The organism is Phaeocystidibacter marisrubri (assembly GCF_008933165.1).
GTDB lineage: Bacteria > Bacteroidota > Bacteroidia > Flavobacteriales > Schleiferiaceae > Phaeocystidibacter > Phaeocystidibacter marisrubri.
Genome location: NZ_WBVQ01000002.1, coordinates 327,306 through 354,067, shown reverse-complemented (window position 1 = coordinate 354,067; position 26,762 = coordinate 327,306). Strand labels below are relative to the sequence as shown.

General features: G+C 41.0%; 17 protein-coding genes and 1 tRNA gene. 6 read left to right on the top strand and 12 right to left on the bottom strand.

Features of this window, described 5'->3' with window-relative positions:
- Window positions 1–50: 50 nt before the first annotated feature.
- Window positions 51–503: a hypothetical protein gene (locus F8C82_RS09020; protein ID WP_151693260.1), complete on the bottom strand. Its 453-nt coding sequence runs from the start codon at window positions 501–503 to the stop codon at window positions 51–53.
- Window positions 504–1,016: 513 nt separating this feature from the next.
- On the opposite strand from F8C82_RS09020, the gene F8C82_RS09015 reads away from it, so the two are divergent.
- The 3 genes from F8C82_RS09015 to F8C82_RS09005 all read left to right on the top strand — a co-directional run bounded on the left by F8C82_RS09015 (window position 1,017) and on the right by F8C82_RS09005 (window position 6,626).
- Window positions 1,017–2,267: a thioredoxin family protein gene (locus F8C82_RS09015; protein WP_170266207.1), complete on the top strand. Its 1,251-nt coding sequence runs from the start codon at window positions 1,017–1,019 to the stop codon at window positions 2,265–2,267.
- A gap of 163 nt (window positions 2,268–2,430) precedes the next feature.
- Window positions 2,431–3,816 (top strand): hypothetical protein, encoded by a 1,386-nt coding sequence (locus F8C82_RS09010; RefSeq protein WP_151693258.1) that lies wholly within the window; start codon window positions 2,431–2,433, stop codon window positions 3,814–3,816.
- 23 nt (window positions 3,817–3,839) lie between these two features.
- Complete coding sequence (locus F8C82_RS09005; protein WP_151693257.1) at window positions 3,840–6,626, top strand: hypothetical protein; 2,787 nt, start codon at window positions 3,840–3,842, stop codon at window positions 6,624–6,626.
- Window positions 6,627–6,632: 6 nt separating this feature from the next.
- Here F8C82_RS09005 and F8C82_RS09000 read toward each other — a convergent pair whose 3' ends face one another.
- Both F8C82_RS09000 and F8C82_RS08995 read right to left on the bottom strand, forming a co-directional pair.
- A complete protein-coding gene (locus F8C82_RS09000; protein WP_151693256.1) occupies window positions 6,633–7,886 on the bottom strand; it encodes a PD-(D/E)XK nuclease family protein in 1,254 nt (417 codons plus the stop codon).
- Window positions 7,883–8,656 carry a DUF429 domain-containing protein gene (locus tag F8C82_RS08995; RefSeq protein ID WP_151693255.1) on the bottom strand — a complete coding sequence of 258 codons (774 nt, stop codon included), beginning with the start codon at window positions 8,654–8,656 and terminating at the stop codon, window positions 7,883–7,885. Before F8C82_RS08995 ends, F8C82_RS09000 begins: the two co-directional genes overlap by 4 nt.
- 68 nt (window positions 8,657–8,724) lie before the next feature.
- Here F8C82_RS08995 and F8C82_RS08990 point away from each other — a divergent pair, with 68 nt between their 5' ends.
- Window positions 8,725–9,582, top strand: a complete 858-nt coding sequence (locus F8C82_RS08990) for a GIY-YIG nuclease family protein (protein ID WP_151693254.1) — start codon at window positions 8,725–8,727, stop codon at window positions 9,580–9,582.
- 340 nt (window positions 9,583–9,922) lie between these two features.
- Here the strand turns inward: F8C82_RS08990 and F8C82_RS08985 are convergent, their stop codons facing one another.
- Both F8C82_RS08985 and F8C82_RS08980 read right to left on the bottom strand, forming a co-directional pair.
- Window positions 9,923–13,684, bottom strand: a complete 3,762-nt coding sequence (locus tag F8C82_RS08985; protein WP_170266206.1) for a M43 family zinc metalloprotease — start codon at window positions 13,682–13,684, stop codon at window positions 9,923–9,925.
- Window positions 13,685–14,135: 451 nt separating this feature from the next.
- A complete protein-coding gene (locus F8C82_RS08980; protein ID WP_151693252.1) occupies window positions 14,136–15,170 on the bottom strand; it encodes a right-handed parallel beta-helix repeat-containing protein in 1,035 nt (344 codons plus the stop codon).
- A gap of 438 nt (window positions 15,171–15,608) precedes the next feature.
- On the opposite strand from F8C82_RS08980, the gene F8C82_RS08975 reads away from it, so the two are divergent.
- Together F8C82_RS08975 and F8C82_RS08970 are read left to right on the top strand one after the other, a co-directional pair.
- On the top strand, window positions 15,609–16,526 hold the full coding sequence (locus tag F8C82_RS08975; RefSeq protein ID WP_151693251.1) for a DUF6615 family protein: 918 nt from the start codon (window positions 15,609–15,611) through the stop codon (window positions 16,524–16,526).
- 265 nt (window positions 16,527–16,791) lie between these two features.
- Window positions 16,792–18,600 (top strand): hypothetical protein, encoded by a 1,809-nt coding sequence (locus F8C82_RS08970; RefSeq protein WP_151693250.1) that lies wholly within the window; start codon window positions 16,792–16,794, stop codon window positions 18,598–18,600.
- Window positions 18,601–18,734: 134 nt separating this feature from the next.
- Here F8C82_RS08970 and F8C82_RS08965 read toward each other — a convergent pair whose 3' ends face one another.
- The 7 genes from F8C82_RS08965 to F8C82_RS08935 form a co-directional block, all read right to left on the bottom strand.
- Complete coding sequence (locus F8C82_RS08965) at window positions 18,735–21,842, bottom strand: type I restriction endonuclease subunit R (protein WP_151694071.1); 3,108 nt, start codon at window positions 21,840–21,842, stop codon at window positions 18,735–18,737.
- Entirely contained in the window at window positions 21,829–23,037 is a 1,209-nt protein-coding gene (locus F8C82_RS08960; RefSeq protein WP_151693249.1) for an AAA family ATPase, read from the bottom strand. Before F8C82_RS08960 ends, F8C82_RS08965 begins: the two co-directional genes overlap by 14 nt.
- Window position 23,038: 1 nt before the next feature.
- A complete protein-coding gene (locus tag F8C82_RS08955; protein ID WP_151693248.1) occupies window positions 23,039–24,235 on the bottom strand; it encodes a restriction endonuclease subunit S in 1,197 nt (398 codons plus the stop codon).
- Window positions 24,232–25,779, bottom strand: a complete 1,548-nt coding sequence (locus F8C82_RS08950; protein ID WP_151693247.1) for a type I restriction-modification system subunit M — start codon at window positions 25,777–25,779, stop codon at window positions 24,232–24,234. The genes F8C82_RS08955 and F8C82_RS08950 overlap by 4 nt, the downstream gene beginning before the upstream one ends.
- A complete protein-coding gene (locus tag F8C82_RS08945) occupies window positions 25,776–25,967 on the bottom strand; it encodes a helix-turn-helix domain-containing protein (RefSeq protein WP_151693246.1) in 192 nt (63 codons plus the stop codon). Before F8C82_RS08945 ends, F8C82_RS08950 begins: the two co-directional genes overlap by 4 nt.
- A gap of 88 nt (window positions 25,968–26,055) precedes the next feature.
- Window positions 26,056–26,289 carry a hypothetical protein gene (locus F8C82_RS08940; RefSeq protein WP_151693245.1) on the bottom strand — a complete coding sequence of 78 codons (234 nt, stop codon included), beginning with the start codon at window positions 26,287–26,289 and terminating at the stop codon, window positions 26,056–26,058.
- Between the two features lie 359 nt (window positions 26,290–26,648).
- Window positions 26,649–26,721, bottom strand: a tRNA-Phe gene (locus F8C82_RS08935).
- Window positions 26,722–26,762 lie beyond the last annotated feature (41 nt).

Genomic DNA, 26,762 nt, shown 5'->3' with positions numbered 1-26,762 from the left:
CGAACAAGCTGGACCCCGCCACAAACATGCGATTAGTCCGAGATCGATGGTTAGTCGATATCCGCAAAAATGATGGTGAGCTTGAGTTTGTGGAAGTATTCCAGTTCTCCGGGGAGAACGCCATCGTATTCGAGATAGCCATAGCCGTAAGTGAATACAAACTGATTGTATGAAATAGAGACCGAAGGGTAGATGGAATAACCCATGTCGGCCTCGTAGTCATCCATGAGGTACATTTCACCACCCAAGCCGAGATACAGCACGGAGACATGTCCATTTCCACTAAAATCGGCCACTTGAAATCCCATATCAAGTCCCATGGCGATGAACTCATCCGACAATCCCAGTTGATAATCAAAGAGCATGTCTTTTCCGCCAAAACCAGCGCCAAAAGTGTAAGACTCTAGGGTGGGGCTATAACTTCCAGAAAGTGTAAAGTGTTGGGATTGGGCGGAATAGCTCAATAGGGCCATTATGCCAATGAGGTAGGATTGTAATTTCATAGCAGGTAGGTTGTTCCACAAATATAACACACTGACTCATTGTGTATTCTGATAGTGTGTACGTTCCGTTGTTTGGCAGACCTAGAATTAATAATATCCAATCATGCTCGAGAACAGGAGGTGATGGATTTTTTGTAGTCGTGGAAGGTCTTTTTTTCATCCACAATTAACTCACATTTACACACTTATTGTGCAAGGTGAAATAGTTTTGCAATGTCTTCCAACCGTCCAACATTTTTTACCGTTTGTATGGATGAACGTGTGTGAATTGTACAGTCTTGTACAGAGTGAATTTATTTGGAAATTTGGACCTCTCAACTACCATCCTTTCGAAAGATCATTTCGCTCAACAATAATCACCCGCAGTCTGCATTGTGCGAGCAGACTGTACACCTGTCAACAGATGGGAAGCAAGCCTCCGGTCGTGAAAACGGCTGGGGGTTTTTTGTTAGCGTCTGGATGCCAGATGGCAGTTGCCCCAAGATTAATTATCTTACTGAAAAATTCGCTCTCATGTTCAAATATCTATTGACAATAGTGGCGATGTGCGGCACTATGTTCGTGCACGCCAATGATACACTCGATTTTTTTTCGGGGAATTACGATCAACTTTTAATCGAAGCAGAATCTTCTCAAAAGCCAGTGCTGCTGTATTTCCATTTTAATGGATGTGGAGGTTGTACACAGATGGAGAAGAACGTTTTTGTAGATCCAGACGTCCAGCGTTATTACAACCAATCTTTTCTCGTGTTTGAGGTGAATATCAAAGAGGAAGAAGGGATGAAGGTGAATCAGAACTATAACGTTCAGTTGGCACCTACCTTCATTTTTTTGAATCCAGCAGGAGAACAGGTTCACAAAATTGTTGGAGTCTTTTCCATTCCAGATTTTGTCAGGGCGGGAAAGATTGCTGCTCAGGAGGAAGAGACTCTGAACGCTCTCCAACAGCAATATGCGGCGGGCAATAGAGACAGCGACTTTTTGTATCGCTATTGTCAAGTTTTGCGCGATGCAAACGTGATGGATTCTGGTGTAGTCTCTCAGTACATCCAAACATTGCCGGAGAAAGAGTTGAAGTCGGAGCAAACCCTATCCTTTATTTATGAATATTCATTTATTCACCACGATGCGGTATTCTCATTCTACAGTCCGGCAATCAAAGCCCTGCGAGCAAACAAGCCAGTGGTTTATGAGAAATACGATTCTGCTAATGTGGAAAGAAGGATCATGTATATCGCCATGGGCGACCTAGGTAAGGCGATTCGTGATAAAGACCGCGAAAAGTATGAGGAGCTCATTCAGTATTTAGAGAAGTATCTGCCTACCGATGTTCCTTTTCTCGTTTTCCCAGAAGTTGATGGTCGGTTTACCATGGCTACTCAAGTGGAAGGACTCATCGATGAATTTCGCTTACAGGCATTGATTTCATTTGAGGGAGCCGATGCGGCCTATGAACATCTCATAACCGAAGTGCCCAATCCAAGAGAACTCGATGAAAGCAGACTGATTTCAACCGCTGCGACCATTCGCTATTTGACTGAAGATCCAAAGCTTCTTGGCTTAGGCTTGGAGTGGGCGGAAATTGCCATTGAACTGTATCCGAGCTATCACAGCTATTCTGTATATGCTCATTATCTCTACACTTTAGGTCGTTATTCCGAAGCCAAAGAAGCAACGCTAAAATCCATTGAATTGGGCGAAGCAGATGATTATTACTGTCAGATGGAAGAGGAGCTTTTGGTACGTATTGAAGAGAAGTTGTAGGAGCTAGAGGTTATCAGTGCTAGGTAACTCAAACTTTTCCTATATTAGTGATTACCAAATACCTAACCTACTAAAGTCACCTTCTCTCGCGAACAGTAAATCATGCCTGCATCTTATTTGTACCGGTAGAATTCTCAACTGAGAACGAGGGGCCTATTTTGCCATGGAAACACCTAGCCATGATAGTAAGAAAAGTTCCAATTCGAAATCAAGAGTAAAGAATGTGTCGTCCTACTTCCCTTGGATTGTTACCATAGGAGTGGGAGGCATGGCGTACATCTTTGCCATATTCTGGAACTTTCACATCACTCCTCAAGAGCAACCTAGCATCTTTAATACGGCTTTTTGGTCTCGGTCTGAGAAAGACGCAGCCAGAGTTCGGGATACGGTTTTTAGAATGAGCAAAGCCGATTTGGGGCGGTATTTTGGGGAAACGAACATTCACAAACATCATGCGGAGAAGGCCGGTATCGGTCGACGAGATAGTAGTTCCAAGTACGATGATGACGACTGCATTTCGGTTTGCTTGGGTAGAATGTATATCCATGATATCCACTCGAATACGGAGAAGATTCGGTACTATGCCGTGGATACTACCCATATACTCCGACTAAAAAAGCAACCTTTCTTAGAGTTCAGTGAAGAAAGAGACAGTGAGTTGATTGCTTCTTATCATCACGAAAATACAGGGATGACTATGTTTCTCAATCAGCGACCCAATACCATTCGTTGGATGTTGCTCATTGGACTCATGACGTCCTTCAGTTTTATGGTGACTTTCTATCTGCTGAACACGATTCGCAATAAGGATGCTGAAGTCCACCGCTTTATCCCAAAATACACGTGGTATCGTCAAGGATCTACGCGATCGGGAAGGAGAGAATGGATGACTTCCATTGTGGTTACGCTCTTGGTGTTCTCCTTGTTATTGGTCCTACAGGTTGTTCCGCGAATGCAAGATTACTTGGTAGTTCCAGTGGATTTGTGGGAATTGAGCAATGTGGGATTCCGCGATCCCAGTTCTTTTATGGGGTGGATACAAGCACCGGGTTACATCGCTTCCTTTTTATGTGTTTTACTCATTGTCCGCATTGGCAATCAGCCATTTAAAATTTCAGATTGGGGATTCGACAACTTGAGAGATCAGCAGGAACACCTGAAGAGAATTGAGAAACTCGCATTGAGAACGAGTGCAATTTTAGTCATCATCCTTGCTTTTAGTGTGATCTCAACCATGCTGCATTTTATTGCTGTTGAGGAGTTCTTCGTGGGATCTATCCAACCCATCTTGGGCATTCAGTCGGTGATCAACTACGGTTTTATGTTCTCCATTTTTACTGCACTTCTCCTCATTCCGTTGTGGTTGCTGATTCAGAAATGGGTGAATGAACACAAGGAGGGAATTGCAGGCGAACCGGAGTTGGAAACGTCCTTTGCCACCTTCCGTGAAGATTATTTCAAGAACATGTCGCTCAAAATTGGCGCGGGAATTCTCGCCCCACTTGCCAGTGGATTGGGCTCTTATTTACTTCAACATTTTATGTCCTAAACATCATCTAATCTCTCGCCATTATGTCTAAAGTAGCCAAACTAGCCTTCGCCATGGGGGGCGGAGTCAGCCTGGGTTCCTTCAGTGGGGCCGGACTCACGCAGTGTATCAAACAGCTCATCTTGAACGGTGGGTATTATGAAGGAGATACCTTCCATCACTATTCGGATATCGAAATTGACGTATTTTCAGGAGCCAGCGCAGGCTGTATTTCTCTTGGAATCATGTTGCGAACGCTCACGGATCCCGAGAGTGAGTTTGCCTACATCCCCAAAGGGTCAACCACGCCCATCACGCTCACCTTTGAAGGTGTTCGCTTGGAATTGGAATCCAGCGATGAAGAATTGAAGCAACGTTTGGCTCACGCTTCAGGTGATGAGCGAGAGCGATTGTTGGATCTCTATACCGCCGCGGAAATTACTCAGCGTGTTCAGAACAACATTTGGTGCAACGAGATCAACCTAAAGAATTTATTGGGAGGAGCCATGCGCACAGTTCAAGGCGGGATAGCGAATAAGGATGCGCTCTTTAGAATCGCCAAGAAGTACTTTGGAAGTGATGTAAAAATCAATCCTAAGAACCGCCGACTCCTTGCGGATCGAGTGATCTTCATTTGTACGTTGGCCAATTTAGATGGTTTGGTGCTGGAAGGAAGAGAGAAGCACAGTGGGTTGATGGAGAGTTTAGATGAGATGAAAGAACAAGCGCAACGCTTGGCGCTGTTGGATGGAGGTCGGTCTAAGACGCACCGTGACTATCGCGTGTTCGATGTGAACTTCAACAATCTTGAAGAATTGGAGGGAGTGGAAGAGGGAGAACTTTGTTACGATGATAAGACGCGACACAAGTATCCCAGACGGTGGTTTCGAATTTATCCGTGGAAAGAAAATGCTTCAGAAGAAGGTCGAGTGAGTCACAATCTGAATGACATGACCACTTGGCGAAAGATCTGTGCAACTTCTGTGGGATCGGGGAGCATTCCTCCCGCGTTGGAACCTACATTGCTAGAGCGATATTCTTGGGAATACAACCCGCATGTTTGGAATGCCACGGTAGACGTGGATGTTCCTTCCAATAATCGAGTGGGCGATGTTGAACCGGGTGAGAACGATCACAAGTACACCACAGATAAGCACTATTTCTCCTATGTAGATGGAGGCACTTTCAACAATGAACCCATTCGGGAAGCGCACAGAGCGGCGGCCTTTATCGACAATCTAGAGGAGATGAAGCCCGCGAGCGAACGTAGGGAATTCGACCGACTCATCATGTTCATCGATCCTTATGTGGATCCGAGCATTCACAATTTGAGTCAGGCGTATTTAACTGCAAAATCCGACAAGTACGGCGCGACCACCAGAGACGAGCGCAAGCTCAGCAATGGGGAAACCTTAAAGATGAAGTTCGGTGCTATTATGGGTGTGGTGGCTCCGTTGGTTGGAGCCCTGCGTTCCGAGGGCATGGTCAAAGAAGGTTTGCGCATCACACGGTACAAGAACCGAATAACCGACAACCAGACGTGGGCTGCCAAGAGTTCCAAAGAGTTGACGGCAAATGATGAACTTCTGCATACCCTTGCCAAGCAATTAGAAGCTTGGTTTGATGGGGTGCGAGAGACTGAAATGTTGCCACCGGGACCTGTGACGGCCATGTACGGACTACTCAATTATGTTCGTCGCATTCAAACCGCCGACCTTGCATCTGCCTACGCTCAACTTAGAGGGGCAGAGTTGGACGGCTTGGAATCCCATCTTTACGAGCTCGTGGCACAGGGGGAAGACGCCCTAGAGGCCATAGATCGCAGTCATGCAGCCGTATTAATGCGTGTTTTGAATCTGATGAACGCTGAGCGATCTGGCGACACCTTGTACAAGCGCAACGCCAGCAAGCTCATTGCCATCGCTCCGCTTCAAATTGACAAGGGCAAAATGGACATTCAGTATCTACCCGGCGTTGGCTTTGGCGGCTTTGCCGGTTTCGCGTCCGTCAATACCAATTGGTTCAACACTCAATCCGCCGCATGGTCGTCTGATCTCTGTTTGCGTTTGCACAGAGTCATTCACAAACCCGGAGAGCCCATTGGAGAGGACGAATTGTTCACCTACTTAAAATCACCCGTATTCAATGCCACCAAGCCCGATGAAAAAGATGCCGTAATCAAAGATGAGTTCTATGCATTATCGGGGGATATACAATCGTATGTTGACGACATTGTAGTGGGACTCTTCCATCTTCCCAAAGACAAGAATAAAAAGGGGATGGGATTGTGGACCAAGATTAAGTTGGGATGGTCCCTCCTTGTAACCGATGAAAAGAAGGCACTGCGCGAGTATATTTCTGGGAAAGTGGGTGAAGCCGTTAAAGATGTCTATTTGGGAATGGACAAGCACACCTCGGTCATCTTGCTCTTCGAAAATCAGCGCAACGAAGTTGTGGAGGTCACCTTCCTCAACGAGAGTGGCGACATTGAATCCATCGGTAAAATGGACAGTGGTAAGTCGACAAAAATCACCTTAAAACTTCGTCATGGTGTCTTCCCGAATGCCCTCTCGGGCGCCTATGAAATCGGCGTAAAGAACGAATATGCCTTCTACAGAAAGGGCACCCGCTCCGACAGTCCCATTGGTCAGTTTACCGCCTACATAGCAGGTCGGCAAGAGCTCATCCAGCTTCCAACCTTCCATGAACTAAACAAAGCCCGACTCAAGCCTGTCCTCATCCTAAAATGCGAAATCACCGAAGACGGCAGCAAGTGGTGTCAAGTGCCAGAGTCAGCCTATTTAAAACCGACGTATGAGTTGATTGGGTAGGGGGGATTATTTTAAAGATTTGAAGAACATCTCTAAGATTAATTTCACTCTTTCTTCCAAATTGATGTCATCCGTATTTTCAAGGTCAGAGAGTTTAAAGTTGATCCTAAGAATGTGTGCGTAGTCAGTTTTGGGATTTTCGTTCACAACCTCAATAAAGTCGGGCCATTCCAATGCTAATACTTTCTTTCGAATGGATTCGAAATGAGCTTCTACACCCTTTTTTGTGAATAATTCAAACTCTGCCTTAAAGGTGTTGGTGTGCTTGATAGGGTTCATATTGACATAGAACCGTAATTTCTTCAGGTCCTCTTCACTCCAGTTGGTTAGAGGAGTAAGTAACTCATTTTTCTTTGAAAAGATGAACCACCTTTCTACAACGCTTCTTGCCTTGGGTTTGGATTTGTACCCTAAAGCATTAAATGCGTTTGTAACGGAATCAACCACATATCGGTCATTGTGGTAAATGTGATGTCTCATTTCGTTCACATCTTCTATTCGTTTCTGAAAGAGCTGGAACCGTTCCTCTTTGAATTTCATTGCGGCACGCTTAGTTAGATTGACAATGTTTGAATAATATTCTTGGAGTAAGAATAATTGACGTGTAGGGATAGAATCATATTTAGCAGTAATACGGCTTAATACATTTTTTATCAATGTTTCGTGTGTGATATTGCTCACGAGAACGCTCTTCTCTCTATAGCTTTCCAAAAGTTCTTCGCGCAACGGGTAAATGGACAGGATAGGGAGAATTTTGGTATCACAGTCATCAACACTCCAATAGGTCTCAATTGGATTGTATAAATCTGCATAGATCTTATTCTCAATCACCATTGACCATAAAAGTTCATTGTTGGATTCATCTTGATTCGCGCCCTCATAGAGAGTGTTGGTCACATATATGTCAACAAATTTCTTTTCGACAGGAACTTCAGTAACCACAGATATCGTTTCGTGCTCGGCTGTATTCGATTTAATGTCCTCAATGATAGAGACGACCTTATTTCGATTTTTTGATTTCTCTGGATAGGCAGAGATAAAGCAATCACACATGGCTTGAATGAAGGTGTCGCCAAGTTCGTGGTCGGCATTCGGATCGAGATAATATTGGAGGATCTTACTGTTTTTAACCTCATCGGAAGTAATGCCTGCAATGTCGAATATTGTGCTAGGACGTTTCTCCTTTTCAGGAATCCTTTCCAATAGATCAGAGAGAATACTATCAATATCTTGTGTATTCGTAAACTGAGGTATTTTCATTTATTCAGAGCGTTGGAATTATTGAAAGGCACCCAGATCCATCCTTCTTTGAACAAACAATCATCACAGATAGTGTCGCCAGGTGGTTGACATTCTTTCCTTAAATATTGAATGGTAGTTGCGATGCAGAGGAGAGCATCTATTTGGTGATGGTTCATGGTCTTGTTCATAGCCGGAGCAAAAGCTGGATCAACTTGAGATAGATACCGTTGTACTTCAGACTTGTATTCGTTACTACCTTTCTTTGGTAGTTTTTTAGTGACAGGAAAAGACTTGTTTAAACTAGCCGCTGGATACACTTCCAATATTCCGCTGGTCGCACCATTGGTACGAATCACGTCTTCGAACCAATCCACGGTGAAATACTTAGACAACCTTTTACAGGTTTTAAAGGCGGCTTTTGCTAGTGGTTGAGCCGTTACTTCTAATGGGTTTATATACTTTTCTTTGGCAACCCATTGCTCGGTTTTACGCCTGAAAATATTCTCATTCGGTCTATTCTCTTTGGGGCAACGTTTACAGGTTGTAGATTCACGAGGAGAATTTGAATTCCATTCCTTTTGAAAGGCGATTGGCCAAGCCAGAGGCATGTCTATAGCAATGATGGTATTCTCTAGGGGGCAACTTAGAATGTTCTTTAGATCGCTTACGTTGATCTCCTTAGGAGCTTCCTTCAAGTTGAATTCCTTCAAATCGTAGTTTGCCTCAAATATTCCATTATTACGCCACTTGCTAGCAGCATCCCATCCAATAATTCTGATTTGAGACATTTTAGAGAGTAGAGGGTTCGTTTGTCCGAAGATCACTAATTTGAGGTCATATTCCTAACCGCTCTTTCATGAAGTCAAAACGTGGTATCTCAATCTCCCAATATCTCACTTCGGGCGATGCCAATGGTGTAGTCTGTGGTTATCTCTCTAATTGGACCGGACAGTGTGTTCGGTTCCCAAGAAACTTGCTTAAGAGTGCGCAAGAAAGAGATGAACTTCAGAGGCCTGGTGTGTATTTCTTAATTGGAAGCGACCCTGATGATTTATCTCAGTCGCTAGTATATGTAGGTGAATCTGAGAACTTAGCCGAACGTCTTTCCAATCATGCGAGAGATGCAAAGAAGGAATTCTGGGAGAAAACCATTGTCTTTAGTTCCAAAGATGAAATTCTAACAAAGGGACATGTCCGATACTTGGAAACACGTCTTATCAACGAATTGACGAATGCCAAGCGATTGAATCTGGTTAACAATGGAGCGCTGAAAGATCCCAAACTTCCAGAAATTGGTCGAGATGAAATGGAAGCCTATCTGGATAATCTGCGCCTCCTTATGCCCATGATGGGCTTTGACTTTTGGGAGGAGGATGATCGTGATTTGTTGCCCAAAAAGCAAAGACAATTGCTATTTGCAAAGTTGACTAGACCATCCGTGGAAGCCAAAGGGTATCTCACACCAACAGGATTTAAAGTATTGGCAGGGAGTCAGATGGGGAGGGAGCCTCGTCCAAGTTTCTCTAAAGGCTACAAAGCACTTCGAGACAGGCTCATTTCAAAAGGTTTCGTGGGCGTAGATTTCCAATTCGTTTCTGACTATGAGTTTTCCAGTCCGTCAGCAGCTATTTCAATCATAGCCGGCATGAGTTTAAACGGAAGAGATTATTGGAAAGACGAGCGTGGAAGGAGTTTGAATGAGATGGAGAGTTGAGACGTTAGACAGGTATACAGCCTTCATGATTTACTTGAAGTGATTCGATTGTAAGAGCTAATGAATGATATTGTTCGGTCTGAAGTCTGAGTAGGGCGGGTCAGAGATGAACAACAAGTGCAATGTCCTATTACCGTTCTCAGAATGATAACCGGTCACAAATCAGAAAAGGCTTTTCTGAAGTATATCAAGATCAGCGAAAGGGCGGCGGCGGAGATGTTGGCGGAGTATTGGAGAGGTCGGTAAATTACCATAGACTATCAATCCTTACGTATATACGTTTTAGTGATAAAGTCAAGTAAAGAGCCTGAATAAAGGGGGCAAGGTCATTTAGTACTGGTTAATCCTTCTTGACTACCTGAAAAATTCTTAATGTTTCTGAGCTTTCAACTTTAATCATGTATGCTCCAATAGGTGCATTGATTATAACATTAAAAATTTGACCGTTAGGATGCTGATTCGTAGATATTAATTTGCCGGAGGCATCATAAACAGTAATTACTACTCCTGAAATTGGTGATCTCATTTCAATGGTAAAATCGCCTTTACTTGGATTTGGGAAAACTCGATCTGGTCCTAATGTCACGCCTTCATGCAATCCAATCGCAGAGATTACATGGCATGAGGAAGTGTCAATGCAAGTTCCACGAGTAATGCTAACTGCATATGATCCATTGTTTGTGGGTTTGAATAGCTGATTTACTTCCCCGATTATTGGTGTCATTCCATTGTTACAGTCTAACCACTGATAGCTCGCCCCGCTTTGATTCGCCAATAATGTGGTGCCTGCTTGAGTTACCGAGGTATCTATTTTTTCAATTGTTAAGGAGATATTTAGAATACTGTCGCAACCATTCGCATTGTGAAGCGTATCTACATAATTTCCTGATGAAGTGAGAACCCTACCTAGAGGAGAGATGTATTGATTACAAGAGGTTACTTGGATTTGACCCGTTGATTTTGGAAGTATTACCAAATTAGTCTCAATAATGCTGTCACAACCAGATGTTCTGGCAATCGTGTCTACGTACAAGCCACTTTGTAAATAAACATTACCCGTTGGGGACACATATCGCTCACAGGCGGTGTCATTCAAACTCACAAAAGCAGAAGGCGAAATTGTTAAGTTGATAGAAATCACGCTATCACAACCAGCCGAGTTAGTAAGTGTATCAGAGTAATTTCCGCTTGAAACGTAAACATTTCCCATAGGCGAAATAAATGAATCGCACGAGCTAACCGTCAATGATGAATAGGATCGAGAATAAATTGTGAGATTGGTTTGAATGATACTATCACACCCTGAATTTGCCGTCAACGTATCCGAATATGTTCCACTTGATGTGTAAATTTTGTTAGAAGGAGAAGTGTAGCTCACGCACGCATTTACTGTTTGACTAGTGTTCGCCGCGTTGTTAATAGTCAAGTGAGTATAGACAACACTATCACAAGTGTTTAATGAAGATAGGGTGTCAGAATAATCGCCTGAAATAGAATAGACTAATCCAGTGGGAGAAGTGTAAGGACCGCATGAAATTGCGGTGTCATTATAGGATTTTGTTTGATGAATGGTTAGGTCTGTCGTTACAATACTATCGCATTGATATTGATTAGATAGGGTATCAGAGTAAAATCCACTGCTCGTATATGTAAGTAGGCTGATTGGTGAAGTGAAGGAATCACACGATGATACGGTTAAAGTATCAAAGGTGTTTGCACCCACCGTTATCACTTTGCTAATCAAGCTGTCAACTCCATAAGGTTGATAAAGTGACCTTAAGGTAACGGTGTACCTTCCAGGGAGAGCGTATATGTGAGTTGGAGATGTGGCTGTATCACTTTGACCATCTCCAAATTGCCACACATAATCAGTAGACTCAGTACTCAGGTTTGTGAAAATCACTGATTTACTTGTACAGTCTGGATTGGTGAAGCTAAAGTCGGCAACGGGGTTAGGTAGCTTGTTAATTGTATCCGATAGAATAGAACTCCACTTCCCCGTACTATCCTTTGATTGAAGATGAAGTACATTGCTTCCTATTGGTAGGGAAGATAGATCAAGTGTGGTGCTAAGGTTTAGTATTGTGCTTGGTGGGCTGAGTTGTACCGATTTTATGGTGATAGTGTCATTGTTAAACCAATATCGATACATCGTCATCAAGTTGGTGGAGGCGTGGTCTATTTGATTCTTAATGAAGTGTTGACTTATTACACTACTCCACCTTCCACTGTTATCCTGAGACCTGGCATGTAGGACATGTACACCTAAGGTCAGGCTTTCTGTGGGAATATCATTAATTGTCCAAGATTGGTTTAATGATCTATAGAGGGTTTTTCTATTTTGAGCATCGTCGTCAAACCAATACTCAAATCTCGTAATTCTTTTATTTTCATCAGTTTGAACAGGTCGTTTTATAAAGTATTCACTGTAAACAGAGGACCATGTTTGATCTAAATATTGAAATCGAAAATGCACCGTGTGAACTCCTGCAGAAAGCTGAGATGTGTTGATATTTCTATCAATGAGTAGATTTTGCTTAGGGCTTGTGTATGTTCGTATTCTAGAGATTTGATTATCATCAAACCAATACTCATAAAGATTGATGCCTGGCCCAGAGGACAATGCTCTTGCTTGATAACTGATATCCCAACCTCTTGAAGTGATTGTGTCGTTCGATTTGAATAGAATATAAGCTTCGCTTGCGGTTGAAACAGATGAGGTGATGCTCCCGCTAACTAAGGATGCTACAGGTAGTGAGTTTGTGCTACTTCCATTGTAAATGAATAGTGTGTCACCTAATGCGAGATCTAGTTGATTGATGGAGAAAATAATGGAGCTGTTGTTAGAGGATGGATTAACATGCCATGAGCAGAAACTATTGTTTTGATAGTTGGATGTGTCACTTCCATCAGTGAAGTTTCCTGAGTTTGATGTGAGAGTTTGCGTTCCAAAGCAAGATGGGGTAGAAAGGCCTTGAACACCAACATAAACTAAATCAGAAGCAGAACATCCATTTGAATCTGTCACAACAACCTGATATACACCTGTAGTTAGATTGCTTAAAGAAGTATCTACGCTTCCATTAGACCATAAGATTTGATAGGGACTTGCTCCACCTGTAATATGAATTGAAGCTGTACCATCATTGGTGGAGTATGAAGAAGCCGAACTAGCGGATGCCGTTGCATTAAGGCTTGAACAATCGGAGTTGGATTGCCATTGAATTCGTAGAGAATATGGTGAGCATCTATCGTATTCTTGATTGGAGTTAGAAACTTTTATGCCTATTGTTCGATGTGAGTTATTTTGTTTGTTGAATACGATTTGCTCTGAAGTAGCACTTGAATTATACGAACCGCTGTACCAATTAGGTGAACCGTCTAATTCAAATAGTTCTAGGTCATAATTCTTTGAAAGCTCGGTTAGGCTAACCGTTAATGTTCCTTCCTCTTGGAGTGAAATTTCAAACCAGTCTACGTCTCCAGCATGAAAGATCCTAGATGAGAGTGTCGTATCTATAGTAGATCCTGAGCCAGCGTTAAATACTTCTCTAGCTATAGATGCACTGTTATTAGGTTCATAGGTGTCAAGCGCGAACCATTCATTGTTGTTTAAATAGCGAAGCGGTTGAATGTCTGGACGTCGTGGAGCAAGCAGAGCGACGTGCATCCTATCTTTCTGGTCTTTCGTGAAAAGACTGTGGCAGTTGTAGGTGTAGTCCATGAAGTTTTCAATCATCCCAGGCGGAAAGCCAAAAGTGCAGGAACCACTTTGGCATGTATCATTACGTGTTGTTCTGGGTGTGTCGCTACAGTAATCTCCGTACAGACTAAAACAACCACCTTGGAATGTATGAAACAGGCCAAGGTAGTGACCAATTTCATGTGTTAAATTAGTTGGAAGTACAGTGTCAGAATATATTATTAGTCCATCAGTAGAATCCGAGGCCAATTGGTTTGTAGCGCGTAATAAGGTTACGGGAATACTATACGGTTCTAGTCCTGCCAAGCTGCTGGGAATAGGAAGGTATGCTTGCCCTAAGCTTAGAGTATTTGAGTACGGATCGAGTAACAAGCCATATGGAGAGTACCAAATGTTCATATACTTGTGGGTTGACCATGTGTTGACATGTTTGAATGTGCTATCAAATTTATAAAGTGAGATTCTACCTACGTTTGAAGGTAAAGGTGAACTTATTCTGTTAATTCCGCTATGGGGATTACCGTTTTCATCGGAGCGTGCTAGTCGGAATTCAATTTGAATATCTTCAGCTAGATAAGAGTATAACGACGTTGGAACGCTATTCGCTCGGAAATGATTATTGGTTTGTTCGATTTGCCAATGAATTGACGAATCGCTAATGTTAGACCCATGCCCGATTGCCTCCCCAGGTCTATGAATAACATGAACCACCACAGGGATAACCACAACCCCAGGGGAGTTGCAGTCCACTCCACCTTGTGGAGGGATATGTTGTCCTTGTGCTTGGTAAAATACCAAACCAAGCACTACTTTGAGTATGAGTGCTAATTTTCGTTGCATACCTGAAGGGTTATCGTTCCTGAGCTTTCACCCTAATCTCTACAGGTAGTGTTCCATCGGCATTTGTTTGCCCTGCAATGATTATTTTATTGAAATGAGGATTATGAGGAACTCCTCCGGGTTTCCAAGGGAAGTCGCCGCCCGTGATGCCTATATCTGTACCATTAAATCCTGCATTAGCTGCTGGGCCAGAGGGATTTATTTCATAGCGATTGCCAGGGTTGTAAGTGTTTCCAGGGTAATTGCTAAAAACGCTAGCTAAGGCCACGTTAAACTGGTTGCCCGAGAAGTAATTGGTATTCTCAAAGCAAGCGCTTCCAATAAAGAGGTTGTTTATGAACTGATTGTTCGATCCGCGAGAACACCGAGGATAGGGAACTGGCTTTTGATCAAAGCACGGCGTTAAAAAGATATTATTGGAAAAGACGGTGTTGTTGACATCCGTGTATTGAGAACTTGATGAGTCTAAAAAGACACAGTTCTTAACTGTTGCTCCGTGAATTTCACCAATAGTATTATATATCACACAATTGGCCAGCACTCCGCTAAACTTCTCAACAGCAAGTGCTCCTCCGCAATAGAGCGATCTAATTGGACTTCTTCCTCGAATTTCTGTCTCTGAAATGAGTCCACTCATGTTAGGCGCTCCCCAGCTATTCAAGTACTCAACAGAGCAACGGCTTATATTTACTTCAGTCGTGTTGGTCCCACTTACTCCAACACTCGTTTGAAAGTAAATTCCTTCCAAGTGAACATCTAAATTGGGTTGAGTAATCACCGCACTATAAACCACAGTTATTCCTGTTGTGCTAGACGAATCCATTGAGTATCCAGCTCCAATTATAGTAATATCCTTATCTATTAATAGGCTGTAAAAAGTTGCACCCCCAGGTAAATAAATTACATCACCACTATTAGCGGCATTGTACGCGGTTTGTAAATCAGTGAAAAACTGACTGGTACTATCACTTTCAACACTAATTAGTCGTTGAGAATACACTTGAAAAGTAGATAGAAGTCCAAAGTAGATGAGGAGAGATTTCATAGAGGGGGATTGTAGGGGTGTTCCTACAAGGTATTGATAAAAAAACACTCATTCAAATTTGTGGTTACTTTCCACCTTACTCAGGTAGCGGTGAGTCAAAGAGGCATGTGAAAAAAATGGCAAGCTCTTAAGGACTACCAAATGGCATCATTCTAACAAAAACCAGAGCTGGGAAGGCCAGAGATAAAATCAAGAAGGAGTATGAGCTCATTGCTTCACATACAGCCAGATGAACCTTTGCAACGCTGAATTACAAACGAAATGTGCCGACGACTGTCCTCAGAATGGTAACTTGTCACAAGTCAGAAAAAGCCTTTCTTAAGTATATCAAGATTAGTGAAAGGGAAGCGGCGGAAATGTTGGCGGAGTATTGGAAGGGATGAGATACTGAATAAAGTACTATCTTACTAAAGAAGACAGACTTAAATAATATTTGATATGGCGTATGAAGAATCATTGATGTTGATGCTAAAAAAAGCCGCTTCGGAAGTTTATCATTCAATGCGCGTGGTTAGTTCTCGAAATGAGCAGCCCATTGCTCAATTGAGAGAAGAAGCGCTAACATCTATTCTGCTAAAGGTGCTAGTTGAAGAGGCCTGTAACTACACAGATGTTGAGTTAGCCTGTAGGAATTTGAATGTTAATGAGTCCAAGACAGGGGTTGATATTGAACTATGGCTTGGGAATGACGATGAAAAATATTTGAGATTTTTTATTCAAGCCAAGAGTTATCAGAATTCGACAGATGGTCTATCGTCATATCCTCATGTTACAGCAGCTCAGTGCGAGCAATTGATAGACTTTGCTCGAGAAAAGAAGGCAATACCTTTGTATGTCTTTTATCAGCATATTGAAGATCCGATTTCATTTAAAGACTGTAATCTAATAGATGATTTATCTAATCTGTCAGAAAGTGGTGTTATACTACGCTCAGCATTTGATGTTAAGGCACTGATTCATAAAGAGAGCTTACCATTTGATTCACTCATTCAAAAAAGCGGTGATTTTAATTTTGAAGGTGCCTCAGCTGAGATAATCTTAAATTCTTTGAGAGATAGTGATTTAGGTTTTCCATTTCTGTTGAAATCTCTTGCTAAGATAAATCCGGATAGAGCTGAAGACGTTAATGAGAGATTGAAAGAGATTAACTTTCGAAGTAACCTGGGATTGTTCTTACTGTTATTTCCAGGCTTTATGGATGACGGGAAAAAAGTGCCAATTCATAAAGTAAAAAAAGAGAAAATTTTAATGTTAAGCTCAGAGTACAAGGAGGTAAAACACCTAGTGATAATCAATAATCATAATTTCCGGTACGATAACAGAATCAAGAATATTGATGCTGTATTGAATGATTGATCTTGTTATTTATTTATCTCAATTAAAGATTTGTTTCTAATTTTTAGCACTATTTATTTCCAAAATGAATGGCATTTTAGGTTTGTTTTGATTGATCATGAAGAACAAGATTATATAATCTTTCAAAGTGTTATTCAACATGCACAAAATGCCACCGATGAAGGAATAAGTGATCTATTTCTTATATAATAATTACGTATGTCTCATAGAGAGGATAATATTGTAAGTTTATAACTACTTCTTTCTAAATCTCACCCTCTCGAATATGATTTCTATAGATGAAAACGATGTATTGGCTGCCATTTTAAGTGGACAAGTGGCTTCAAATGACGAATACAGTGTATGGTTTCAGGGAAATTCCTTTCCAGTAAAGGAGCTCTTCCGTAAGGCGCATGAGTTGTCAGGGAAGAGTATAGTCAATCCAAATTTCACGACTGATCAGGCTCAGTCTAAACTCTGGTCCCTTGGATTTCCGATTGTAGATCCAACATGCGATGAGTGGCATATTTCATATAAAGAACTAGAGTCATTTTCAATACTGATCAAGAGAAATGGATATGATTCATCCAACAGAATTGATAAAAACATTGGCGATTTTCTCAATCAAATCATTTGGCAGAAAGCCAAAAAATGGAGAGAAGGCTTAAAGAAATTAGGTTGGGATGTGAAAGGGAGAATGAGTTGGAATGAACAAGCTAATAATACTGTTGGACAGCGGTTTAGGAAGTTTGTTTGGTATCGTGTTCTTCCTAGGACTCGTGTTTCAGATTTATTATTCTACACTATTGGATTTGAGGAGTCTGGCGAGATAGTCTACAAAATCGATGTAAAATGGGATAATGAGTTCTTTACGTCTAGGAATGGGCGTGGGAAAGCATTTAATGAATATCGAAAACAAAATGGCCTACTGTGGCAACGAAGAAGATTAAGTAAGGGTGAGCATGTCGAAATAAACGAATTAATAGAATTGTCGAATTCCTATTTCACCGGTTGCGAGGTTGAGTATGCTAAGCTTTCAAGTTTATTATTTCCTAATGAGCGGTTAATGAGGCTAACATGGAATACAAATTCATGGACAAAGCCAACAAGGCACGAATATGATATTGCGAATATCAATAATTCAAGTAGTAGGTTCGATGAGAAGTATGGATATGCGAATGAGGAATGGTTGTTTAGCCATGAGTTTACAGTGGGAAAAGTTCAATTTGGATTTATTGAAGGTGCTTCGAAACTTGGTGATAATGGACCAAGCTTACTTGAGAGAGTGCATTTGTTTACCATCAATGATAAGTCAAAATCAAAATACTACGTTGGATACATTGATAACTTGGAAGTGCTTAATCAAGATGAAATCAATAATCTTCCGCTAGGTAAATGGAATGAAATTGTCAAAAGAGATATTCAGGAGATTGAAGGAAGCTTAGAGTATGTAAAAGAAAGGCAATGGTTACCGAATGTCAAGTTTAATATAGAAGACGTTCAGCTGCTAGATGAGTTGCTTGTGATGAAAGGTTCGAGCAATTCTAAACAGAATCGATTCGTACCGTACAAAGTATCCAAACTTGGAGATGAAATCTATAATCTCTATAAATCCTCAGAGCAAGTACAGGTGCAGTGGAAGTCTGGTAGAGGTAATCCACCTGACGAATATGAGATGAATACAAAGGCTAAGAAGAGAAAAGTTACAAGGATACACACTGATCTAGTGAATGGTCTTGCAGATTATCTTGAGTTGACATATCCGAAGGATCAAATCAGCGCAGAGCTATTTCGAATTGATAATAAACTGATCGATATAGCTGTTAGAAACTCGAATACCTTCATTCTGTTTGAAATTAAGACTTCCAAGATAGCCAAGGATAATATTCGCCAGGCTTTGGGGCAGTTATTAGAGTATGCGTATTACTCAGACTTGGAGATTGAAAGTCTTATTATAGCTGGACCAGCTGCCATGTCAAAGAATGATCTGGATTACCTAAGAAGGCTTAAACACAAAACACAAATTCCCTTAGAATATTGGCATATTAAAGTTGCGCAGGGACAAAAGGATAGCGTCTTAATGAAGTATGTATAAGGTGTTATTAAGCTAACTCCGACTATTGAGACTTTAGCAAGTACTTTTCCCGGAAAACTTCCCTCATGCATAATAGTTTTTGTAATGAGAAATTGGCTGAGATGTTGGCGGAGTATTGGAATAGGTGAGGAGAGCTATAATTGCCCTCCCACTCCTTTAAATTTGTCCACAAATGAAGATATCTTTTGAAATACACTTTGCTTTTTTGTCAAGTACTGAGGATTCAAAGGACTCATTTTTGGTAAAAGTGCATTGAGTTCAGTTCCATTCACACTTGCGTATTCTCGTCTTAAAGAAGCTGAAATGTATCGCTTAGCCGCTTCTACATTCAAATTTTCTTCGGTGATGAGCTCCGTTGCTTCAGTTTTCTGTTTGCGTTGAGCATAGGAGAAGAAAGAATCAATCACACTTGCTTTATCTTGTATTTCATCAAGTTCGGTGTCATTGATGAAATCTACAATTAAGCTTTCCTTGGCTCTGTTTCCTATACTTGAACGAATAACTCTTCTGATCTCTTCGATTAATGAAGCCTTGTCCTTCGTTTTCTTGTTGTGTTCAAAGATGAGTTCAAGGATATAATCGAGGTTTATCTCTTGGGACTTAAGCAGGTCGACCTCAAAGATCACATCATCCCAATCAATGGTTGACTCCTCAGCTTCCTTGCCACGGCGTTCTTTTCTCAGCCAGTCACGAATGTCATTGTAAGTTGATCGATAATCTTGAACTCTACGCTCAGTTGGTAAATCAATATCGCGATAAGCCGCAATGTTCTCATCGCTTATAAAATGCGTATCCTTAAAAGCTTCGACGGCATCTGGGTCACTAGCGTCGAGAGTTTGAATTGCTTTTAAGTGGGTGAACTCATCATAGTTTTGGAGAATGTTCTCAACTCTTAAATATTCACCAAAGATTTTGGCGAATTCTTTTTTGTCCTTTTCCGTGACTATTTCATCAGGATTTGGGAATTTTTTATTGAGATCATTAACTACATCAATAAGGCCTCTTCGAGCATCACCGGAATTAATATCTGTGAAGCCTTCAAGATATTCCCTGAAGCTTTTTTCTAAAACTACATCTTTGGTGTTCTTATCTCCGAAAAGTGTTATAGCATCAACCGTAGCTTTTTCTAAATCGCGAAAGGTAATAATGTTTCCGAAGGTTTTAGTAGCGTCGTAGATTCTATTGGTTCGAGAGAACGCTTGCATTAAACCGTGATAACGGAGATTCTTGTCGACGAACAACGTGTTAAGAGTTGGCGCATCAAAACCAGTAAGGAACATGCCGACTACAATGATTAAGTCAATCTCTTTGTTTTTAACTCGTTTTGCTAGGTCTCTGTAGTAGTTCTGGAACTCTCTGCTTTCAACGCCATAGCTGGTTTTGAACATCGAATTGTAGTCAGAGATGGCATTGGTCAAAAACTCTTTTGCACTTTGATCCAAAGCTGATGGTTCAAAGGTTTCGTCGGCAATTTCTCCAATTGCATTTTGTTCTTCGTTTGCTGCAAAAGAAAAGATGGTGGCTATCTTCAGTGGCTTTTCGCTTTCCTCCTGAAGCTTATTGAGCTCTTCATAATAGCATTTTGCAGCGTCAACACTACTTACCGCAAACATTGCGTTAAAGCCACTGTTTCCGCCTTTGGTTCTATGTGTCTTTTGTTTGAAGTTTTGAAGTACGTACTGCGAAATCTCTTTGATGCGAATTGGGTGTAGCAGGGCGCTTTTATTCTCTGCGGCACTTAGCTTTTTCTCATCTATTTCTGTTTCAATGCTCTTAAACTTGGGGCGAACATCATTGTAATCTACCTTGAATTTTAGAACCTTTTCATCCCTAATGGCATCTGTAATAACATAAGAATGTAACTCTCTCCCAAAAACACTTGCCGTGGTTTCAGCTCCTAATGCATTCTCTGGAAAAATTGGTGTTCCAGTGAATCCGAATTGAAAGAATTTTTTGAATTTTTTATTGAGGTTCTTTTGTGCTTCACCGAATTGAGAGCGGTGCGCTTCATCAAAAATAAAGACCACTTGTTTCTGGTAAACAGGTAATGCGTCTTCATTTTTCATGAGGTTGTTCAGCTTCTGAATGGTAGTGACGATAATCTTGTTATCATCTTGTTCAATGTTCCGCTTTAAACCTGCTGTACTTTCAGAGCCATTTACACTTTCAGGAGAGAATCGTTGGTATTCTTTCATAGTCTGAAAGTCCAAGTCCTTACGATCAACCACAAAGAAAACTTTATCTATGAAGTCAAGTTCGGTTGCAAGTCTCGCTGCTTTAAAGCTCGTAAGGGTTTTTCCTGATCCTGTAGTATGCCATATGAAACCGCCGCTTTCATTGGTTGACCATTTTTTAGCATGGAATGAACTCTTAATCTTCCACAAAATCCGTTCTGTAGCTGCAATCTGATATGGCCTCATAATGAGGAGGGTATCACTTGTGTCAAATACAGAATATGTAAGCAATACCTTAAGGAGGGTACCCTTCTCAAAGAATGTAGCCGTGAAATCCTTCAAATCCTTAATTAATGAATTATCAGCCTTCGCCCAGTTCATGGTGAAGTCATAGCTGTTCTTATCACGTCTTACCGTATTTGCGAAGTAGCGGCTGTCTGTCCCATTTGATATAACGAAAACCTGCAAGTACTTGAACAATGAATTGTCACTATTAAAGCTTTCCTTGCTATAGCGATGCACTTGGTTAAAAGCCTCGCGAATAGCGACTCCACGCTTCTTAAGTTCTACCTGCACTAGAGGTATGCCATTGACCAAAATGGTTACATCGTAACGATTGGAATGTGTTCCTTTCTGCTCAAATTGTGAGATGACTTGTAGTTTGTTTCGCAGGACATTATTCTTGTCTACCAGATAAATGTTTTGGATATGTCCATCATCAAATACAAAGTCATAGATATAGTTGTCGTGAATTTTTCTGGTCTTATCTATTATACCATCTCCTGGCTTGTCTAAATACTCCTGAACGAAGCGAGCCCACTCACTATCTTTAAACTCCATGCTGTTCAATGTCTGAAGTTGGATTCGGACATTAGCCAGCATAGCTTCCTTTGTGTTTATCTCTTTTGAGTATATGTAACCTTGGTCAATCAAATCTTGGATAAACTCAGTCTCAAGCGCGGATTCTGTCTGATAAATAACCGGAGCCTCATGAAGATCTGAGTACTTCGTATACTTTTCAAGTACTATGAAGTTATTTGATTCCGCTATAGTCTTATACTGTGGCATTTTCTTGATTTTCAACTTTCACTACTGTTGAGTGAAAGTGATAGATTTTGATTATTACCTCTTTAACTAAGAATCCTAGCATACGTTTATTGTCCTCTTCGAGTATCGAGACTTCATCTCCGTGGTGTTTAGAGTGACTCGACAGGTTGATGATGCGTTTGTAATAGGATTGACGTCCATCTTCTGGTAATAGCTCTTCCCAATTATTGTATCCTAAGAAAGTCGAGGTCTTCTCTAATACGTTTCTTAAAAAATTAAAATGGTATTTCTGAATTTCTCCAGAATCTGCCACGTTTTCAAGTTCCTTTAGCAATGTGAGATGATACGAGAAAGGTGAGTCTTTAGGTTGGTCTATCAGATCAAAAGTACTGTCTATATATTTTTCTAACCGCCATTTTCTAGTTCCTTTCTCTCTGCTGAATTCATTAAATAATACATTGTAAAATAGTGGGTTGTGGGTTGTTACAATGAACTTCAATTCAGATGTGCTCGATTTTATCAAATCAGCAATATCAACAGCTAATTCAATTAAGTGGGTATCGTCTAATGAACTTACAGGGTCATCAATGAATACGTATTGTAAATCATTGAATTGGTCTGTTTCTCGATCAGCTTCGTCTGCTACATTTAAAATATTGACTGTTTGAGCTAGGAGGCTGTAAAACACGCTCCAGATAAAGCAACTTTCTTCTCCCTTTGAAATCTTGACATTTCCTGGTTTAGCTTCTGTGCCCTCCTCAGTTGATGAAGGAATTTCTTGAGAATCCTCATTGAAAATCGGAATCGAATTATCTCCAGTTTCAAATGAGAATCGAATCTCAGAAAATTCTTCATTAAAGGTTGGAGTCAATTTATCGTTGGTATAGCGTTGAAAGTGCCTCGCAATATTGGGTTCTTGTCCTTGATCAATGAGTATCCATTTAGTGTATTTATTGGGGTGGATTTGTAATTTTCTGTCAGTGTCGTTCTCTAAATCATTATCCCAATAAAACAAGTCCTCTGTGAAAGCGTTGTAATATAGCACTTTAGGTTTCGGCTCCTCTTCTGGCTCAGTTTCAATTTCTTTAGGTGCTATCAGTTCTTTGAATTCCTTGGATAATCGAGTCTTGCCAGATCCATTGAATGCATAAATTACTTGTAATTTTTTATTGGCATCTCTCAGTGTTGTTGCAATTTCTGTTAAAGTCTTACTCATGTTACGCTTCTAAATTTTCCTCGGGAAAGGTTAACAACATTTCACTGTAATATTCATATTGTTTTTGTCTTAACTCAATCTCTTTTGGGAGTCCTTCACTGATAGAATTGGTAAGCATGTCAAATTTGTCGAGGATAGAGACTATGCTCTCTTGCTCTTTGGGGGACGGGATAGGAATCACTGCTTTGCCTAGCCCTTTTGAATTGATAGCAGAAATTTTACCTGTTCGAATATGTTGTCTTATTTGATCATGAAACTGCCTTGTGCGTGTGAAGTATGCAACGTACTTTGGATTTAATTTACTTCTATAAGAGAAACAAGCATCATGTATAACTACGCCTTGATCACCTAACCAGGCAGTTCCTTGTCCGATATCTTCAATAGTTTCACCAGCTGCAACGATTACAACATCTCTCTTTTCGGCAATTCTTAGGTTTTTCTTCTCAACTAAATCCCTGCTAACGAAGGATTTCGTTTCATTGGCCCAAACACCATAGTGAGTGTAAATTTCACCGTAATGAATGCATGGTACGCCTGCTGAAATTATGTCAGTTTTTACGAAACGCTTACCTCTTTGAAATTCACCTACATCCTCATGTCCCAATGGTAGATGTGGTATATCTCTCCCATGAAAATTGAACAATAGCTCACGGTAGAAATTATATTGTTTATTTCGTGCTACAAGCTCCGTTGCAAGCTCCGTTGCAAGCTCCGTTGCAAGCTCCGTAAAAGAGTCTAATATTCGCACAATTTCTTCCTGAACTGCAGGTGCAGGAATAGGTATTGGAATTTCCATCAGCCTACCTTTAGTCAATTTGGCTCTCCCGCCGCCCGACAAGAAAGGAATATAATTCACGATTCGTAAATAATGGAATAAGAACCTATTCTCTAGCTTAGTTCTTCCACGCAACACATGAACATGGTTATTTGCCCAAAATTTACCCATTGCCCATTGCACTGAGTAATTTTCAAGACTTGCAGATCCATCTTCGGCTACCAACACATAGGTGCCTTCATGGGTGAAACCATCCACATAGTCTTGTATGTTATTTGCTCCATAATAAGGAGTATCCCCCGGTACTCGTAACGAAGCCTTTACTGGTTTTCTACCTGAGTTTTCAATGATAACGTACTTTTCATCGCCTAGAGTTGACCACTCTAATTCTTTGCCCTCTAGTAGTTTATTTAAAAAACTCATCCTTCAATCTCTGTAATAATGGCATTAATGTCAGCACGTAGCTTATCGATGTTCTCTACAATTTTTGAAACTTTCTCGTTCAATTCAGAAATGTTTATCGGTTCTCGATTGTCCTTCGCTTCTACATAGGAGGTTACTGAAAGATTGTAATCATTTTCCGAAATCTTGGAATTCTCGACGGAAATTGATACATGGGCCACTTCCAATTTGTTAGCGAAGAGTTCCATAACCTTTGCAATGTGCTTATCGGTCATCACATTGTTATTGGTTACTTTCTTAAAGAAATCCTCACCGCTAGCATCAATAAATTGAGTTTTTGTCTCTGATTTATGCTTGGAGAGCACTAACAGGTTGACCGCTATTGTCGTTCCAAAGAAAAGATTTGGAGCCAAAGAAATGACGGTTTCTACATAGTTATTATCCACTAGATATTTTCGAATCTTTTGTTCAGAACCGCCTCGGTAAAAGATGCCAGGAAAGCACACAATGGCTGCCCGTCCTTTACTTGACAAATAACTCAAAGCATGCAATACAAAAGCAAAATCGGCTTTTGATTTTGGAGCAAGCACACCCGCAGGAGCAAAACGGTCATCATTGATCATGGTTGGGTCGTCATCACCAACCCATTTTACAGAATAAGGCGGATTTGACACAATAGCATCAAAAGGCTTTTCATCACCTAAATGTGGTTCTCTAAGTGTGTCGCCTAATACAATGTGAAACTTATCGTAATTGATGTTGTGCAAGAACATGTTCATACGTGCCAAATTGTAGGTGGTGTGATTTACTTCTTGACCGAAGAATCCTTGCTCTATGATGTGATTGTCGAAGTGTTTTTTAGCTTGTAAAAGCAATGAACCAGAGCCTGCTGCAGGGTCATAAATCTTGTTTACTGTTGACTGTCCATGCATTGCCAATTGAGCAATGAGTTTGGAAACGTGCTGAGGCGTGAAAAACTCACCACCAGATTTTCCTGCGTTGGCGGCATAGTTGGAGATTAGGAATTCGTACGCATCACCAAAAAGGTCAATTTGGTTGTCTTCAAAATTTCCGAAACTCAATTCAGCAACACCTTTAATAACTGCAGCTAGTCTGCTGTTTTTGTTTTCGACCGTATTGCCAAGTCGTGTGCTTGTTGTGTCGAAATCTGCAAACAGCCCTTTAATGTCTTGCTCAGACGGATAGCCATTTGCTGAACTTTCAATGGAATCGAAAATGGCTTTTAAGTCTGTGTTTAGATTAGGGTTTGTGTTGGCAGTTTTGGCAATGTTGACAAAGAGTTGACTTGGATAGATGAAGTAACCTTTGGTCTTTATCGCATCGTCTTTAATTTCAGGTGTGATTACATCATCTGATAGACTCGGATAGTTCACACTCTCATCTCCACCTTCAATATAATTGGTGAAATTTTCACTTATGAAACGATAGAAAAGCGTCCCAAGAACGAACTGTTTAAAGTCCCATCCATCAACAGAACCGCGTACTTCATTAGCGATTTTCCATATTTTATTTTGCAGTTCCTGTCTTTGTGCTATGCTAGTCATTCTTTATCTTTTAGTAAGTCTTGCGGTTTAACTTCTAGTATTTCGGCAATCTCGAAAAGTATTTGGAGTCGTGGCTGCTGTCTATTTTGTACATAGCCGTTAACCATGTTGTAGCTTTTTCCAAGCTTTTCAGCTAACCACGTCTGCTTAATTCCCTTCTCTTCTAGTATCTCTTTTATCCTGTTCATGTTGATCAGAGTCTGATGGCAAGTTAGTTGAATATCCTGGATATCTTGAAAATTGAGATATAAAGTGTTTTAAAGTTGAGATGGGGTGTTAATGGTCATACACTGGAACTTTAAATGGAACTCTACTTAATAATATCCCATGTCCACTTACTTCATTCTTACCTGCCTGAAACCTCGTCACACTCCCAGCAAACGCTGGGTGGTTCCTCAACATCTTTTCAATGTTGTTCTTGGACATAGACTCTCCTCCTTCACGGGCTAAGTAGTTCTGTATGTGTGGAATAATCCATGAAGTGAGGTTGCTAATATTCGGTCGTTTCATTGCAAGCGTCTTCACTTTTTCTTCGCTCGTTCCTAGTGGCCCAAAGAAAACCATAAATGCTTTGAGCTAAACCCACGATCCATTCGTAGTTAATTGCTCATGCGCATCGTTCGTTGCGAGAGTCCTAAACTAAAAATGCCCTGCAGCAAAAAATATCTATAGCACATATCTTGAACGGATTCACCTTCGCTCATTCTTCGCTCGGTAGTTCCTGGTGGCCCAAAGCTGCAGAAGCACAATAGCCTCGGACTAAAGCCATCGGGACTACTTTCATTTACGTCTTCGCTGAAGTGAACTTCGCTCAGTTGTAAACGAAAATAGCCCCGCATCAAAGATGCGGGGCTATTGCGTTTCTGCTGTGGTGCTGGACGGAATCGAACCGCCGACACAAGGATTTTCAATCCTTTGCTCTACCAACTGAGCTACAGCACCGGTAGAAGATTTGCTAGGGGAAACGTTTTTCCCTGTTGCGG